The 16400-nt window shown below is 72.0% G+C and carries 11 protein-coding genes and 1 rRNA gene; 2 read left to right on the forward strand and 10 right to left on the reverse strand.

Annotation, left to right across the window (positions count from 1 at the left end):
- The first annotated feature begins 13 nt into the window (after positions 1–13).
- Entirely contained in the window at positions 14–298 is a 285-nt protein-coding gene (locus AB0N84_RS06590; protein ID WP_289458762.1) for a hypothetical protein, read from the forward strand.
- A gap of 115 nt (positions 299–413) precedes the next feature.
- Here the strand turns inward: AB0N84_RS06590 and AB0N84_RS06595 are convergent, their stop codons facing one another.
- Genes AB0N84_RS06595 through AB0N84_RS06620 form a run of 6 tightly spaced genes read right to left on the reverse strand, consistent with a single transcriptional unit; the run spans position 414 to position 8088 of the window.
- Positions 414–2564 carry a glycoside hydrolase family 36 protein gene (locus AB0N84_RS06595; protein ID WP_363544535.1) on the reverse strand — a complete coding sequence of 717 codons (2151 nt, stop codon included), beginning with the start codon at positions 2562–2564 and terminating at the stop codon, positions 414–416.
- Positions 2561–3454: an ATP-binding cassette domain-containing protein gene (locus AB0N84_RS06600; protein ID WP_289458764.1), complete on the reverse strand. Its 894-nt coding sequence runs from the start codon at positions 3452–3454 to the stop codon at positions 2561–2563. Before AB0N84_RS06600 ends, AB0N84_RS06595 begins: the two co-directional genes overlap by 4 nt.
- Positions 3451–4308, reverse strand: coding sequence for an ABC transporter ATP-binding protein (locus AB0N84_RS06605; protein ID WP_363544538.1), 858 nt, complete (start codon positions 4306–4308; stop codon positions 3451–3453). Before AB0N84_RS06605 ends, AB0N84_RS06600 begins: the two co-directional genes overlap by 4 nt.
- Entirely contained in the window at positions 4305–5369 is a 1065-nt protein-coding gene (locus AB0N84_RS06610; RefSeq protein WP_223246508.1) for an ABC transporter permease, read from the reverse strand. Before AB0N84_RS06610 ends, AB0N84_RS06605 begins: the two co-directional genes overlap by 4 nt.
- A 12-nt stretch (positions 5370–5381) precedes the next feature.
- Positions 5382–6371 (reverse strand): ABC transporter permease, encoded by a 990-nt coding sequence (locus tag AB0N84_RS06615; protein ID WP_069711271.1) that lies wholly within the window; start codon positions 6369–6371, stop codon positions 5382–5384.
- 28 nt (positions 6372–6399) lie between these two features.
- Entirely contained in the window at positions 6400–8088 is a 1689-nt protein-coding gene (locus tag AB0N84_RS06620) for an ABC transporter substrate-binding protein (RefSeq protein ID WP_363544541.1), read from the reverse strand.
- A gap of 106 nt (positions 8089–8194) precedes the next feature.
- Here AB0N84_RS06620 and AB0N84_RS06625 point away from each other — a divergent pair, with 106 nt between their 5' ends.
- On the forward strand, positions 8195–10729 hold the full coding sequence (locus AB0N84_RS06625; RefSeq protein ID WP_363544542.1) for a glycoside hydrolase family 2 protein: 2535 nt from the start codon (positions 8195–8197) through the stop codon (positions 10727–10729).
- 52 nt (positions 10730–10781) lie between these two features.
- On the opposite strand, the gene AB0N84_RS06630 is transcribed toward AB0N84_RS06625, so the two are convergent.
- From AB0N84_RS06630 to rrf, 4 genes are all read right to left on the reverse strand, one after another.
- Positions 10782–12935 carry an alpha-galactosidase gene (locus AB0N84_RS06630; protein ID WP_363544544.1) on the reverse strand — a complete coding sequence of 718 codons (2154 nt, stop codon included), beginning with the start codon at positions 12933–12935 and terminating at the stop codon, positions 10782–10784.
- The gene (locus AB0N84_RS06635; protein WP_363544546.1) at positions 12932–14947 is read right to left on the reverse strand and encodes a beta-galactosidase; all 2016 of its coding nucleotides are present in this window, start codon (positions 14945–14947) and stop codon (positions 12932–12934) included. The genes AB0N84_RS06630 and AB0N84_RS06635 overlap by 4 nt, the downstream gene beginning before the upstream one ends.
- Positions 14948–15029: 82 nt before the next feature.
- Positions 15030–16193 carry an ROK family transcriptional regulator gene (locus tag AB0N84_RS06640; protein WP_363544548.1) on the reverse strand — a complete coding sequence of 388 codons (1164 nt, stop codon included), beginning with the start codon at positions 16191–16193 and terminating at the stop codon, positions 15030–15032.
- A 115-nt stretch (positions 16194–16308) separates the two neighbouring features.
- Positions 16309–16400 (reverse strand): 5S ribosomal RNA (rrf, locus tag AB0N84_RS06645); the annotation flags it as partial.

Raw genomic sequence — 16400 nt, forward strand, 5'->3', positions numbered from 1 at the left:
GCGGAGGGACGACGTGATCTGGATCATCGGCGCGGCGCTGATGCTCATCGGCTTGCTCGGCTACAGCGGCCTCTGGCGCTCCTGGGCGCAGGGCGGCCTGTCGTACTGGGTCTTCGGCCTGTTCTGGTTCGGCCTCGGCATCGTCCTGGTGAGCATCGTCCTCGCCCTGCCGGCCCGCCCGAGCTGGCTCTTCTGGATCCCGGCGGTGATCGCGCTCCTGGGCGCCGGGTCGACCTGGTACCTCCCGCCGGCGCTCACCCCACGCTGGTTCCGCGCGCTCCGCAGCAGCTGGCGCTGAGCGGCGCGACCCGCGCGGCGAGACGGGACGGACAGCGGACGGGAGGCACGGCACCTGCCTGCACCGCGCCTCCCGTCCGTCGACGCGCACCGTCTGCCATCCGGCGCGCGTCCCCTCAGCGCCCCGTGTCCGCCCCCTCGATCCGGACACGGAACACCCGAGCCGTCGGGGTCGCACCGCCGTTGTCGACGTGCAGCACCCCCGCGGCCCCGTCCCAGGACACCGTCCACGGCGCCACCGCCGTCGGGAACAGCGGCTCGACGACGACACGACCCGGTGCCGGACCCGGATCGAGCGGCAGCGCCACCGTCCGCGAGGTTCCCGGCAACGACCACACCGACAGGTACAGGTCGCCCGACGCCGTCCGGAGGCCGAGCGCGACCCACGGGTCCTCCCACCCGGGCAGCCCGAGCGGCCACACCGGCAGCACGGTGTCGACGACCTCGAGCACCTGCCGGTGCGCGGCGATCGCGGATCCGACGACCGCCCGCTGCTCCGCCGACATCCGTGGCAGGTGCCCCGACAGGTACATCCGCCCGAGCACCCCGTTGACGAGCGACAGCGTGAACAGCTCGTCGGACATCTCCGGCGCCGGGTACGCCCAGTTCCCCGCCTGCTCGGGCAGCATCGCGGCGGGGGCCGCGGCGACGATCGAGGCGGACAGCACGGGGTCCTGCTGGTCCGAGGTGGACTGCACGTGCAGCCGGGACAGCATCGCCTGGTCAGCGCGCATCGCCCCGGACGCGCAGTTCTCGATGAGCAGCGCCGGGTACCGGTGTTGGACGTCGTCGAGCCAGTCGAGCAACGCACGACCGCCGTCCACCGAACCGGCCCACGGCCCGGTCATGGTGTTGTCGTCCATCTTGAAGAACGTCACACCGAAGGTCCCGACGAGTCGGTCGACCACGGCGTCCAGGTGGGCTCGGGCGTCCGGTGACCGCAGGTCGAGCACGTGCCGTCCGTGCTCGGCGACCCGCACGCCGTGGTGCTGCACGAACGCGGAGTCGGGCAGCGAGGACGCGAGTGGCGAGTGGATGCCGATGACCTCGGGCTCGAGCCAGAGCCCGGCCTGCATGCCGCGGCTCCGGATGTGGTCGACGACCTCGCCGAGCCCGCCCGGGAACCGCGAGGCCGCGGGCTCCCACGCCCCGACGGTGTCCCACCAGTGCCCCTCGGCGTACCAGCCGGCGTCGATGCAGAACAGGTCGGCCCCGGCGTCGGCGGCCGCGTCGATGAGCGGCAGCAGCTGCTCGGTCGTCGGGTCGCCCATGAGCGTGTTCATGTAGTCGTTGAACACGAGCGGCATCGCGGCGTCGGCGGCCCGCGTCCTCCGCGAGGCCCGGCGCTGCGCGGTGAGGACGCCGAACGCCTGGTCGATCGAGCCCGCGATGCCCACCGACACCGGCACCGACGTGAACGGCTGTGTCGGCGTGACCACCGCGGTCCACTGGTGCTCCTGGTCGGTCGGTCCGCTGAGCAGCAGGTACGCGGCGCTCCGCGTCTCCCCGAGCTCGTACAGCCACGGGCCGTTGTGCTCGACCTCCCAGGCGAGCGCGTACCCGGGTCCGGTGAGCACCCCGATGGGCAGTGCCTCGCCGGTGGACCACGATCCCCGGTTCTGCACGACGGCGCGGCTGCGGGGCGGGTGGTGCTGCGCCTCGCGGTCGATGCGGGCGAGGCCGATGTCCCGCAGCGGGTCGGTCCGCCACCGGCTCTCGGCCGCCCAGTCGTTCGCCGCGTGCGTCAGCGACAGGTCGTCGACGTCGACGCCCGAGTCGGTCAGCCACGCGCCGCTCGCGAACGAGGACACGGAGTCGACGACGTGCTCGCCCCGCTCGGCCCGGACCTCGGTCCAGGTGCGGAACGCCGGCACGCCGTCGTGCGCCCGGAAGACCGAGACGGTCTGGAGGCCCGTGGCCGCGTCCGCCTGCACGATCCGGATCCCGGGTCCGGTCACCACCACGGCCGCGCTCGCGTCCGTCCCGTCGGGCACACCCGACCCGTCGGTCGCGTCCGTCGCGCCCGTCGCCTCGTGCGCCACGTACCGCAGCCGCGCACCGACGGTGGAGTCGACGTGCCGGAAGCCGCCCGGGAACCGACCGTGCCCGACCGTCGTCAGTTCGACGAGCGGCTGCGGTTCGGCGGTCCCGTCCGAGGGCGTCCCGCCTGCCGGCACGAACGACACGAGCGACACCGGCTGCTCGGGGCCGATCCGGAACCGGGCGGTGAAGCCGGTCGTGACCCAGTCGACGAACGGCGCCGTCACCGGGCACCGACGGGCGCCGCCGGGGCGTCCACCCACGCGCCGAGCCCGTGGTCGTAGCAGGTGGTGTTGTCGATCGTCGACCGGTCGACCACGGGCCCCGCGGTCACGCGCCGGTCGACACGCTCGGGGTCCGGCGCCGCGTCGGCGAGCAGCCGCGTGTAGTCGTGGTGCGGGTCGAGGATGACGGCGTCCGACGGCCCCCGCTCGACCACGCGGCCGCGGTAGAGCACGAGGATCTCGTCCGAGAAGTGCCGCGCGGTCGCCAGGTCGTGCGTGATGTAGAGCACGGCGAGGTGGTCCTCGCGCTGCAGCCGTCCCATCAGGTTGAGCACGCTGAGCCGGATCGACACGTCGAGCATCGACACCGGTTCGTCGGCGACGAGCACCTGCGCGCCCGGTGCCAGCGCTCGGGCGATCGCGACCCGCTGCCGCTGGCCACCGGAGAGCTCGTGCGGGCGACGCTCGGCGAAGTCCTCGTCGAGGTTGACCCGGTCGAGCAGTTCGCGGACGCGCTCCCGGGTCTCCTCGGCACCGCGGGTCCGGTGGTGCAGCTGCAGCGGCCGGGCGATGTGGTGCTCGATGGAGTGGAACGGGTTGAGCGACGCGAACGGGTCCTGGAACACCATCTGCACGTGCCGCCGGTACATGCTCCCGACGACGGGCGTGCCGTCCTCGAGCCGGACGTCGATCGACCCGCTCGTGACGGACTCCAGCTTCGCGAGCATCCGCGCGATCGTGGACTTGCCGGAGCCGGACTCCCCCACGAGCGCGACGGTCCGGCCGGGCAGCAGCTCGAAGGACACGTCGTCGACGGCGCGCAGCGTGTTCCTGCGCAGGCCCTTCCGGACGTGGAAGTCCTTGGTCAGGTGGTTGACGGTCACGCTGGTCACGATGCGACCTCCTCGAAGCCGAGGCCCGTGCGGATGAAGTCACCGCGGGCGCCGGACAGGCTCGGGAACGACCGCAGCAGGCGCTGCGTGTAGGGGTGCTGCGGCTCGTGCTGGATGCGCGCGGCGGTGTCGCACTCGACGACCTCGCCGCGGAGCATGATCGCGATCCGGTCGCTGATCTCGAGCAGCAACGGCAGGTCGTGCGTGATGAACACCACCGCGAAGCCGAGCTCGTCCCGCAGCCGCACGATCTCGCGCAGGATCTCGCGCTGGACGACGACGTCGAGCGCGGTGGTCGGCTCGTCCATGATCATCACCTGCGGCTCGAGCAGCATCGCCATCGCGATCATGACCCGCTGCCGCATGCCGCCGGACAGCTCGTGCGGGTAGGCGGTGATGCGTGCCGGGTCGACGCCGACCCGGCGGAGCGCGTCCTCGGCGATCGCTCGTCGCTCCTTCTTCGGCATGCCCTTCCGGTGCTCGACGAGGGCGTCGTCGAGCTGCGCCCGGATCGTGGTGACCGGGTTGAGCGCGTTCATCGCGCCCTGGAACACCATGGACAGCTTCGACCAGCGGACCGCTCGGAGCCGCTCGTCGCTCAGTCCGAGCAGGTCGACGTCGCTGCCGTCGCGGTCGTGGAACGTGATGCTGCCGGACGCCACCTTCGCCGGCGGCTTGTGCAGCCGGGTGATGGCGTAGGCGAGCGTCGTCTTGCCGCAACCGGACTCCCCCGCGAGCCCGAGGATCTCCCCCGGAGCCAGCGAGAGCGAGACGTCCTTGACGGCGTGCACGGGCCGTTCGGTCTCGTAGACGACGTCGAGGTGGTCGATGGTGAGGACGGCGTCCCGGGTCATCGGGTGACCCCCTTCCGGTCGGTGGCGGTCTGCGCGGAGCGGGCCGCGCCTCCAGGGCCGGACGTGCGGCGAGCCGCGCGCCGCGCCTGGCGCTCGCGCCGTCGCTGTGCCCGCACGTTGGCGAGTCGCGGGTTGATGACCTCGTCGATGGAGAAGTTGACGAGGGACAGGCCCATGCCGAGCAGCGCGATGAGCAGCCCCGGTGGCACGAACCACCACCAGGCGCCCTGCGCGAGCGCGAACCCGTTCTGCGCGTAGAAGAGCATCGTGCCGAGCGTCGACGAGTTCGATGCCCCGAGCCCGAGGAAGGACAGGCCGGCCTCCCCGAGGATCGCCGCGATCACGGCGAACACGAACTGCGACGCGAGCACGGGCAGCAGGTTCGGCAGGATCTCGACCGCGATGACCCGCCACGGTCGTTCGCCGGCGACGCGCGCCGCCGAGACGTAGTCGCGGTTGCGGATCGACATCGTCTGCGCGCGGAGGACCCGCGCGGAGCCCGCCCACGACGTGATCGCCAGGACGATCGCGATGGTCCAGAGCCCGCGTGCCTCCTGCGGGACGAGGCCCGAGATCACGATGACGAGCGGCAGTCCCGGGATGACGAGGAAGACGTTGGAGAACAACGAGAACGCCTCGTCCATGATCCCGCCGAGGTACGCGCCGAGGATGCCGAAGAAGGCCGACAGCACCGTCGCGAGCACCCCGACGATGAGCCCGATCTGCAGGCTGCCACGGGTCGCGTACGCCAGCTGGGCGAGGACGTCCTGACCGGTCTGCGTGGTGCCGAGCAGGTTCTCCCCGCTCGGCGCCTGCATCCCGGAGTCGCGGATCGCGTTCGGGTCGCCGACCAGGAACGGGCCGAGCAGCCCGAACGCGGTGACGCCGAGGATGAGCACGATGCCGGTGACGAGCCACGGGGTCATCGTGGGGAGGAAGCGGCGGAGGCCGCCGCGGGGCTTCGCCGAGCGTGCCGTCGCGATGCTGCGCGTCGAGTGGCCGTCGGCCTCCTCGGCGAGCGCTCCGACGGTGGGCTCGGTCTCCTCTTGGATGTTGGTCACGGTCGTGTCCTCCTAGCTCCGGGCCCGGGTGCGCGGGTCGATGAGCCCGTACAGCAGGTCGACGACGAGGTTGGCGCCGAGCACGGCGAGGGTGATGAACAGGAAGATGCCCTGCATGAGCGCGTAGTCGTTGTTCGTGACCGCGGACAGGAGCTTCGACCCGATGCCCGGGTACGAGAACACCTGCTCGGTCACGACCGACCCCGACACGATGAAGCCGAGCGAGATCGCGAACCCGGCGACCGACGGCAGCACGGCGTTGCGGGCGGCGTAGTTGCGGAGGACCTTGCCGGGCGGCAGGCCCTTCGCGAGCGCCGTGGTGATGTAGTCCTCGGACAGCGTCGACACCATCATGTTCCGCATGCCGAGCAGCCAGCCGCCGAGCGAGGCGAGCACGATCGTCGCCGCCGGCAGCACGCCGTACTCGAGTGCCGACATCAGGAACGGGCCGTTGAATCCGGGGTCGAGGACGACGTCGTAGCCGCCCTGGGCCGGGAACAGGTGGAGTCCGGTGGCGAAGAAGTACACCAGGATGAGCGCGAGCCAGAAGTACGGCACGGCGGCGAGCAGCGTGGTGGCCGGCACGAACGAGTCGAGCCAGGTGCCGGGCTTCCACCCGACGAAGGCACCGAGGGCCACGCCGATCACCGCGGCCAGGATCGTGGCGATCCCGACGAGGGCGATGGTCCACGGCAGCGAGCTCCCGATGACCTCGGTGACGGGTGCCGGGAAGTAGCTCACCGACACCCCGAGGTCACCGCGGAACACGTTGCCGAGGTACTGCCCGTACTGCACGATGAGCGGCTGCGAGGAGTCGCCACCGAGGAGCAGCTGGTACGCCTCCCTGGTCTCCGGGGTGATCTGCCCGCCGCGCTGCTGCAGCTTGGCGAGCAGGATGTCCACGGGGTTCCCGGGCAGGAGCCGGGGGATGATGAAGTTCAGCGTCAGGGCCGCCCACAGGGCGACGACGTAGAAGCCGATCTTGCGCAGGAAGTACTGCATACGAGTGCTCCTCGGTCGCGGTCCGCCGTCAGCCCTTGACGGGCTTCAGGGCCTTGAACACCTCGGCGTTGTCCGGGCTGGCCCAGATCGCCGGGAAGGCGTACAGGTCGTCCTGGGTCGGCCAGCCGGTGAACTTCGCCGTGTGCACCTCGCTCGTCGTGCCGCCGGTGAGGATCGGGATGTACGGCATGTCCTCGACGAGGTGCTGCTGGATCGTGTCGAGTTCGGGCTGGGTCGACGCGGTGTCCTCGGGGTTGATCGCCTTGAGCTTCGCGAGCGCGGCGTCGACGTCGGGGTTGCTGTAGCGGGACAGGTTCGTCGCGGCGCCCTCGCCGACCTTCGCGGTGTTCGAGGTCGCGAGGTTGTTGTTGTAGAGGTAGTACGGGTTCGCGGTCGGGCCCTGGCCGAGCGAGTCGATCGCGAGCTGGAACTGCCCCTTGGTCTTCTTGTCGGTCCACTCGTTCCACGACGACTGCTGCGCCTTGAGCTCGATGCCCGCGGCCTTGAGCTGCTGGGTCATCGTGTCGATGGCGGTGATGTAGTCGGTCCAGCCGGTGACGACCTCGACCGTCAGCGAGAGCTTCTGCCCGTCCTTGGCGTAGATGCCGTCCGAGCCCTTCTCCCACCCGGCGCCCTCGAGCGTCGAGGCGGCCGCGTCGGTGTCGGGCGAGTCCGGCATCACCGCCGGCTCGATCTCCTTCGAGATCATGTCCTGCTGCGTGGTGGTGAGGGCGAAGGTCGGCGAGATGTCGCTCGCGGTGTTCGCGAACGCCAGCGAGTTGAGCTGCTTGCGGTTGATCGCGTCGGCGACGGCGTGCCGGACGGCGGGGTCGGTCTGCGGTCCGGAGCACCCGAGGTCGGTGTTCGCGCAGGTGATCAGGGCCATCTGGTTCTGCCCGATCGTGATGCCGTCGTAGCCCGGGTAGTTGCCCTTGATGTCGTCCATGTTCGGGACGGGGCCGGTCTGCCAGTCGATCGAACCCTGCTTGAGCGCGTCGGCGCCGGCGGTGTTGCCGGAGAGCGACAGGTAGCGGACCGTCTTGACCTCCGGGGCACCGCCCCAGTAGTCCTCGTTCGCGGTCAGGGTGAACGCCTGCGCCTTGAAGTTGCCGAGCGTGTACGGGCCGGTGCCGACCGGCTCGCGCATGACGTCGGTGGCGGGGTCGATGTCCTTCCACAGGTGCTCGGGCACGATCCAGGTCTTGCCGAGCAGGTTCGGGCCGAGCACGAACGACGGCTCGTCGAACGAGACGACGACCTTCGAGTCGCCCTCGGCCTTCGCGGTGCCGGTGTAGCCGATCGAGTTGAGCGACTTGTCCTGCTTGAGCATGTCGAGGGTGAACACGACGTCCTTCGCCGTGAAGGGCTTGCCGTCGCTCCACTTCGCACCCTCGCGGAGCTCGATGGTCAGCTGCGTGCCGTCGGCGTTCCACTCGTAGCTCTTGCCGAGGAGCGGCTTGGGGTCCTCGGTGTTCACGTTGGTGATGAAGAAGAGGCTCTCGTAGATGGTGCCGATGCCGCCGATGTTCGACGGGGACCACGGGTTGAAGTTGATCTGGTAGTCGCCGGACTGCCCGGTGTAGGCGACGAGGGTGCTCGCGGAGTCGGACGACGCCGCGGTCCCGCTCGAGCTGCAGCCGGTCAGGGCGAGCCCGGCGGTGGTGACGATGGCCGCGGCTGCGATGGCGAGCCGCCGTGAACGGTTGAGTACTGACATCGTTGTCCTCTCGGTCTGCTCCGTCGCAGTCCAGTTCGTTGACGGCGATTGTTACACGGCTAAACTAACCCGGTCAAGCATCTGCACGACGAACTGAGGAGGCGCGATGGAGCGCACGACACTGGACGGCCCCTGGACCCTCGAGGCGGTGACCGGTCCGGCGGAGTCCGAGCCGTTCCGGACCCCCACCGAGGCGGTGGTGCCGGGATGCGTGCACACCGACCTCCTCCGCGCGGGGCGGATCCCGGACCCGTTCGACGGCGACGGCGAGGCGGCGACCCAGTGGATCGGCGACACCGTGTGGCGCTACCGCCGCACTTTCACCTGGGACAGCACGGACACCGAGCACGTCGTCGGCACGGGTACCGCGGAACGGCACGACCTCGTGGCCGAGGGGCTCGACACCCTCGCGACGATCGAGCTGAACGGGCTGGTCGTCGGCACGACCGCGAACCAGCACCGCTCCTACCGGTTCCCGGTCGGCCACCTCCTCCGACCGGGCGACAACGAGCTCGTGGTCACGTTCGACGCACCGGTGCCGGCCGCCGTCCGGCTGTCCGAGCAGCACGGCGGCGAGCTCCCCCACGTCAACCACCACCCGTACAACGCGCTCCGCAAGAACGCGTCGAACTTCGGCTGGGACTGGGGCGTCGACGTCGCCACGAGCGGCATCTGGCGCTCGATCGGCATCGAGTCCTGGAGCGGTGTGCGGATCGCCGCGGTCCGCCCCCTCGTCGACGTCGACGGCGCCACCGGCGTGCTCACCGCGCACGTCGACGTCGAGCACGCCGGCACCACCGGCGGCTTCCGCCAGCACATCGGCTCGGCTCCGGTGACCGACGGCAGCACCGGCACCGGCCTGGAGGCGCGCGTCACCGTCTCCGGACACGGCGCGTCCGTCTCCGGGTCGCGTCCGGTCTCCGGCGGTCGCGCCGCCGGGTCCGCTGCGGTCCGCCTCGAGCTCCCCGACGTCGCGGTCTGGTGGCCGCGGGGCCACGGCGAGCAGCCGCTCTACGACGTCCGCGTCGAGGTCGGTGACGACGTCTGGACCGGCCGCGTCGGCTTCCGGACGGTCACGCTCGACACCGCTGCCGACGCCGGCGGTGCGCCGTTCCTCCTCCGGGTCAACGACGAGCCCGTGATCGTGCGCGGCGCGAACTGGATCCCGGACCATGCGTACCTGACCGAGATGACGCCGGAGCGCTACACCGAGCGCATCGACGACGCGATCGAGGCGAACGTCAACCTGCTCCGCATCTGGGGCGGCGGGATCTACGAGTCCGACGACCTGTACGACCGCTGCGACGAACTCGGCGTGCTCGTGTGGCAGGACTTCCTCTTCGCCTGCGCCGCCTACGCCGAGGAACCCTGGCTCGCCGACGAGGTCGAGCCCGAGGTCCGCGAAGCGGTCACCCGCCTCAGCCCGCACCCGTCGCTCGTGGTCTGGAACGGCAACAACGAGAACCTCGTCGCGTACGCCGAGTGGGGCTGGCGGCCGTCGCTCGTCGGGCGGACCTGGGGCAACGGGTACTACCGGTCCCTGCTGCCCGCGGTCGTCGCCGAGCTCGACCCGACCCGGCCGTACACGCCCGGTTCCCCGTTCTCGTTCGACGAGTACCTGCACCCGAACGACGACCGCAACGGCACCGTGCACATCTGGGACGTCTGGAACACGAAGGACTACACCGCCTACGCCGACTGGCACCCCCGGTTCGTGGCCGAGTTCGGGTACCAGGGCCCGCCCGCCTGGTCGACGCTCACCGCCGTGGTGCACGACGAGCCCCTCGACCCGGACGGCCACGAGATGCTCGTGCACCAGAAGGCACACGAGGGCAACCGGAAGCTCGCGGACGGCATGCGCGGACACCTGCCCGAGCCGCGGAGCATCGAGGACTGGCACTGGGCGGCGCAGCTGAACCAGGCGCACGCGATCCGGTTCGGCATGGACTGGTTCCGGTCCCGCACGCCCGACAACACCGGCATGGTCGTCTGGCAGCTGAACGACGACTGGCCCGTGGTCTCGTGGGCGCTCGTCGACCACGCCGGGCACCGGAAGCCCGTCTGGTACGCCGTGCGGCAGGCCTACCGTCCGGTCCTCGCCACCGTGCAGCCGTCGGAGGACGGTGCCGGCACGGAGGTCGTCGTCGTGAACGCCGGCGCCGGTGCGGTCACGGACGACCTCGTCGTCGAGCGGCGGTCCTTCGACGGCACGGTGCTCGCGTCGACGAGCGCGTCCGTGACGGTCGCCCCGGCGGACGCGGTACGGGTGCCGCTGCCGGTCGAGGTCGCTCGGTCGGAGGACGCCGCCGGCGAGGTCCTCGTCGTCACCGGCACGTCCTCCGGTCGGCGGGTGCACGACCTCGCCGAGGTGGTGGACCAGCGACTCGCGCGCCGACCGTTCACGACCGAGGTGGAGCCGACCGACGACGGCGCCCGGGTCACGGTCACGGCGACCGGGTACGTCCGCGACCTGTCGCTCTTCCCGGACCGGCTCGTGGCGAGCGCCCGCGTGGACGAGGGTCTGGTGTCCCTGCTGCCGGGCGAGCACGTCGTGTTCACCGTGTCCCGCGTGCCGGGCGTCGACGCCGAGGCGCTCGTCGGCCCGCTGGTCCTCCGGCACGCCGGCGACCTGCTCGACTGACGTGGAACGACGATCGGGGCCCTGCATGTGCAGGGCCCCGTTGGTCGTTGCGTCAGACCGCCTGCGCCTCGAGCACCAGCGCGGTGCCGGGCGCGAGCGACGGCAGCCGGACCCCGAGGTCCTCGAGCACCGCTCCGGACAGCTCGACGCTCCCCCGCTCGAGCCACGGCGTCCGGGTGACGTCCACGCCCTTCGGCACGCGCAGCCCGTTCACCGGCGCCACCCGGTAGCGCCGGCGGCGGTCGAGCCCACGGAAGCGCAGCGGCACCGCGAGCGCCCGCGGTCCGGTCTCCGTCCGGACGACCCGCGCGAGCGCGCGGTCCCGGTCGGCGCCGACGACGACGGTCGTCGCGAGCCCCGCGTCCCCGAGGTCCACGTGGTGCACCCGCCCGGAGTGCAGCAGCCCGCGTTCCCGCTTGTAGAGCGCCGTCCACTCCCGCAGCCGGTCGCGCTCGGCGGCCGTGCAGCGCGTGACGTCCGTCTCGATGCCGGCGCTGCCGAACAGCGACACCGCCATCCGGAAGTCCAGGTCGAGGTGTCGGCCCGTGGTGTGGGAGACCTCGGGGCCGACGTGCGAGCCGATCAGCTCCGGCGGCAGCAGCAGCTCCGTCCACCGCTGGATCGCGAGCCGCTCCATCGCGTCGTTCGAGTCCGAGGCCCACACCCGGTCGGTCCGCTCGAGCACCCCGAGGTCGACCCGGGCGCCGCCGGAGGCACAGGCCTCGATCTCGAGCCACGGGTGTCGTCGGCGCAGCTCGTCCATCACGGCGTACACCCCGCGCGTGTGGGCACCGAGGCCGACCCGTCCCGCGTGCACGGTCTGCACGACGTCGCGGTTCTGGTCCCACTTCACGAAGTCCACGTGGTGCTCCTCGATCACCGCGGACATCCGGTCGAGCACGTGCTCGCGGACATCGGCGCGCGCGAAGTCGAGCGTGTACTCGTGCCGCCAGGTCCGCGCCCGGTCGGGGTCCTGCAGGAACCAGTCCGGGTGCGCCTCGGCCAGGGCGGACACCGGGCTGACGCACTCCGGCTCGAACCAGAGCCCGAAGTCCATCCCGAGCGCGCGCACCCCGTCGACCAGCGGGCCGAGCCCGTCCGGCCAGACCTCGGCGTCCACCGTCCAGTCGCCGAGCGACGTCGTGTCGGACCGGCGGCCGGTGAACCAGCCGTCGTCGAGCACGAACCGCTCGACCCCGACGTCGGCCGCCGCTCGGGCCAGCTCGAGCAGCGGGTCCAGCTCCTGCCGGAAGTACACCGCCTCCCACGTGTTGAGGACGACCGGTCGCGGGCTGACCGGGTGCCCCGGGCGTGCACGCAACGAGTCGTGCAGTCGCGCCGACAGCCCGTCGAGTCCGCCGTCGCTCCACACGAAGACCGTCTCGGGTGCCGTGAACCCCTCCGCCGGTCGGAGCACCACCTCGCCCGCCCGCAGCAGTTCGCCCGCGCCGAGCAGGGTCCGCGCCTCCGCCAGCCGGTCGATGCGGTGCACGGTGTCCGCACTCCACGCCGGGTGCACCGCCCACAGCTCGCCGAGCGCGTCGTCGAAGCCGGTCGTGCCGAGGATCGTCAGGGTCGGGGCGTCGTGACCCGTCCGACCGCGGCGGCTCTCGCGCACGTGCACCCCGTCGGTCAGGGCCCGTCGCTGCGGGGTCCGCTCGCGCGTCCACTTCCCGGCCAGGTCGAGCACCTCGGTAGCACGCTCCCCCACCGGCAGCACGGCTTCGAGCGCGGTCAGCTCGACGTCCTCGACACCGGTGTTGGTGACCGTCTGCCGCACCCGGAGCACGCCGGCGGCATCGAGGGCGAGGACGATCGACAGCGTCAGCTCGTCCGACACCGCGTCGACCACGAGCTCGGTGTCGGTCCCGGCGACCGCGGCCTCGTGCCAGACGGGGACGAGCGGTCGCCCGCCGACCTGCCCGGCGATCCCCGGTCGCCCCTCCCACCCGTCGTGCTCGGTGGGCAGCAGCGTCAGCGGCCACGCGGCGTCGTAGGCGCTCGGCGAGACCGCACGGTCCTGCGCGAGCACGAGGTCCGCGGCGTCCGCGGCCGCGACCGGTCCGGTGTCCCGACCCCAGTGCAGCACCTCGGGCAGCCCGTCCGGACGACTCGCGAGCACCAGCGCGACGCCGCCCCCGCGCAGCACGTGCACGGTCCGCTCCGGCAGCCCGGCCTCGGTGACGGCGCGCTCCACGACGGTCATGCGGTCACCGCCTCGAGCAGCACGCGGACGCCACCGGCGGGCACGACGGTCTCCGGGCCCTGCCCGGAGCCGTCGAGCAGGTCGGTGCCGGAGGCGACGACCGTGACGTCGTCGTCGCGGTGGTTGAGGAGGAAGAGGGCCCCGGAACCGTCGTCTCGGACGCGACGCACCGCCTCCATGCCGGGAGGCGCGGTGACCGTCCGCGGGACCGCCCGCTCCTCGACGACCCGGTCCACGATCCGCTGCACGCCGTCCTGCTCGAGCATCGCGGAGACGTACCAGGCGCCGCCACCGGCGGCGCGGCGGGTCACCGCCGGACGACCGGCGAGCGGGCCGTCGACGTGCCGGAGCACGACGTCGGCGTCCTCGACCACCAGGTCCTCGGCCCAGTCGGTGACGAGCGTGCCGTCGTCGAGCCGCGCGTGCTGGTCGCGCTGGAGCGGGACGAACTCCTCCGCCCACACGCCCAGGACGTCGCGGAATGCACCCGGGTAGCCGCCGGGCAGCACCCGCGCGGTCTCGTCCACGATGCCCGACGCGTAGGTGACGAGCAGGGTCGCGCCGCGGTCGACCACGGCGCTGATGCGCGCTGCCGACGCCGCGTCGACGACGAACAGCGTCGGCAGGACGACCACGTCGTACCCGCTCAGGTCGGCGTCGAGCGGGACCACGTCCGTGGTGACCTGCCGACGCCAGAACGCGGTGTGCCACGCCCGGACCTCGTGCCCGTACCGGAGCCCCCGGTGCGGCTTGAGCCCGGCCTGCAGTGCCCAGCCCGACGCCTCGTCCACGACGATCGCGACCCGGGCGGCTTCGACGGGTGCGCCCTGCACCGGGGCGAGCGCCTCGAGCGCACGGCCGAGGGCGCACACTTCACGCCAGACGCGGGTCCGGGTGCCGGCGTGCGGGACCATCGCGGAGTGGAACTGCTCGGCACCCGCGGTCGAGGCGCGCCACTGGAAGAACAGCGCGCCGTCCGACCCCCGGGCGACGTGCGCGAGGGAGTTCCGGATCAGCTCGCCGGGCTCCTTCGCCCGGTTGCGCTGCTGCCAGCTCGGCCCGCCGGTCGAGTGCTCCATGAGCAGCCACGGGGTCCGACCGCGGGCGATGCCGCGCATCCGGTCGGCGGACGCCGCGAGGTCCTCGGCGCGGTCCGGGTCGTCCACCAACGTGTAGTGGTCGTTCGCGGGGATGGCGACGTGCTCTGCCCACCCGGCGTAGTCGACCACGTGCGAGCCGGCGCCGACCATGAAGTTCGTGGTGACCGGCACGTCCGAGTGCCGCTCGATGGCGTCGCGCTCGGCCGTGTAGTGCGCCAGCAGGGCGTCCGAGGAGTACCGCTCGAAGTCGAGGGCCAGGCCCGGGTTCGGCGCGCCGCCGACACCGCGGGGCGGCGAGACCTCCTCGAACGACGTGTAGGTGTGGCCCCAGAAGGCCGTGCCCCAGGCCGCGTTCGCCGCGTCGACGTCCGGGTACCTCGCCCGGAGCCACCGCCGGAAGTCCGCTGCCGACACCTCGCAGAAGCAGCGGGCGTTGCCGCCGCCGAGCTCGTTGCTGACGTGCCACAGCCGCACGGCGGGGTGCCGGCCGTACCGATCGGCCAGCGCGTCGACGATGCGCAGGGCGTGCTCGCGGAACACCGGGGACGCGGGGCACCAACCGAGACGGCCCCCGGGACGTTCGCGCCGCTCGGTGGCGTCGACGGGCAGCACCTCGGGGTGCGCGGTCAGCAGCCAGTTCGGCGGGGCCGCCGTCGGGGTCGCGAGGTCGACCGCGATGCCGTTGGCGTGCAGCAGGTCGAGCACCTCGTCGAGCCAGGACCACGTGTACTCCGCCGGCGACCGCTCGAGCAGCGCCCACGAGAACACCCCGACCGTGACCAGGTTCACGCCGGCCTCCCGCATCAGGCGGACGTCCTCGTCCCACACCTCGCGCGGCCACTGCTCGGGACTGTAGTCACCTCCGAAGGACAGACCCTCGGTGGGCCAGGGCACGGAACGGGCAGCGGTCACGACATCTCCTTCGACGGTGGACCGCACCAGCATCCCGTCCGCGTCGGGTCTTTGTCAACTTGTGAAACTAACGCGTGCTCCGTCAGGAGCGCAGGGACCGGCGGATGGCCAGCACGGCCGCTGCACGGGCCCACTCGGAGAACTCGAACGGCTGCACCACGACGGTGACGGCCGCCTCGTACGGGCGGAGCCCCTGCCGGAAGGCCTCCTCGACCTCGGCCCGCGCGATGTCGTGGACCGGCAGCCCGTCGCCCGTGAGCACGATCGACTCCGGGTCGACCAGCGTGACCACCGTCGAGAGCAGCACGCCGAGTGCCGTACCGGCGTCGCGGAACGCCTGCAGGGCACGCGGCTCCCCGTCCCGGGCACGCTCGACCACGGCGGCGTACTCGTCGTCCCCGGCTCCGGCGTTCCTGGCGATGATCGAGCTCGGGAGGTAGCTCGAGACACACCCGTGGTGCCCCACCCCGCAGTCGGGCCCGCCGCCGTACACCGGCAGGTGCCCGACGCGGCCGAAGCGACCGTGCGCCCCCTCGGACACCTCGCCGTTGGTGACGAGCCCGAAGCCCACGCCCGTGCCGACCGTGACGAGCGCCATGGACCGGACCCCTGCGCCCGCGCCGATCCAGTGCTCCTTCGCCGTCAGGGCGTCGACGTCGTTCGCCGTGTGCGTCACGAGTCCGGTCCGCTCCTCGAGCAGGGCCGCGAGCGGCACGTCCCGCCACCCGAGGAACTGCGAGACCTCGACCACGGCGACGTCGTCACGGGTCACGACGTCGCCCGGCACGGACACCCCGAGGGAGCACACCGCCGGCGACGCCCGGCGGAGCACCTGCACCATGGTTGCCAGCTGGTCGACGAGCGCCTGCGGCTCGGTGTCCGGCACCGCTTCTTCATGGAGTGCCAGCACCCGACCGTCCAGGTCGGTCACGGCGGCGTAGAGGCGGTCCGGCGTGAGCTTGATCCCGAGGAACTCCCACCGGCCCGTACTGGCGCGCAGGAGCTCCGAGGGACGGCCGGTGACACCGCGGACCCCCGTGCCGACCTCCGTCACGAACCCGTGCTCCTGCAGGGTGCGGACGGCGCGCGTCAGGCTCGCTCGCGACAACCCGAGCGACCGCGCGATCTCCGCCCGGGAGAGCACACCGTGCACGACGATCTCCCGCAGGGCCGCGCGGGTGGCATCGGTCAACACGGGCCACGAGGCTCCCGGCTCCGGCGGCGTGACCTCGAGCAGATCGGTCATCGCTCTCCTTCGTCGTCGGCCGATCATACTGCCGCGGATGCTTGCTGCCGACGCCACGAACGCAGAAAACCCCTGACCATGACTGGTCAGGGGTTCCCTGGTGTTGCAAAGGTGAGTCCGGCGGCGTCCTACTCTCCCACAAGGTCCCCCTTGCAGTACCATCGGCGCTGAGAGGCTTAGCTTCCGGGTTCGGAATGTGACCGGGCG

The sequence above is a fragment of the Curtobacterium sp. NPDC089185 genome, assembly GCF_040685235.1.
Taxonomy (GTDB): domain Bacteria; phylum Actinomycetota; class Actinomycetes; order Actinomycetales; family Microbacteriaceae; genus Curtobacterium; species Curtobacterium citri.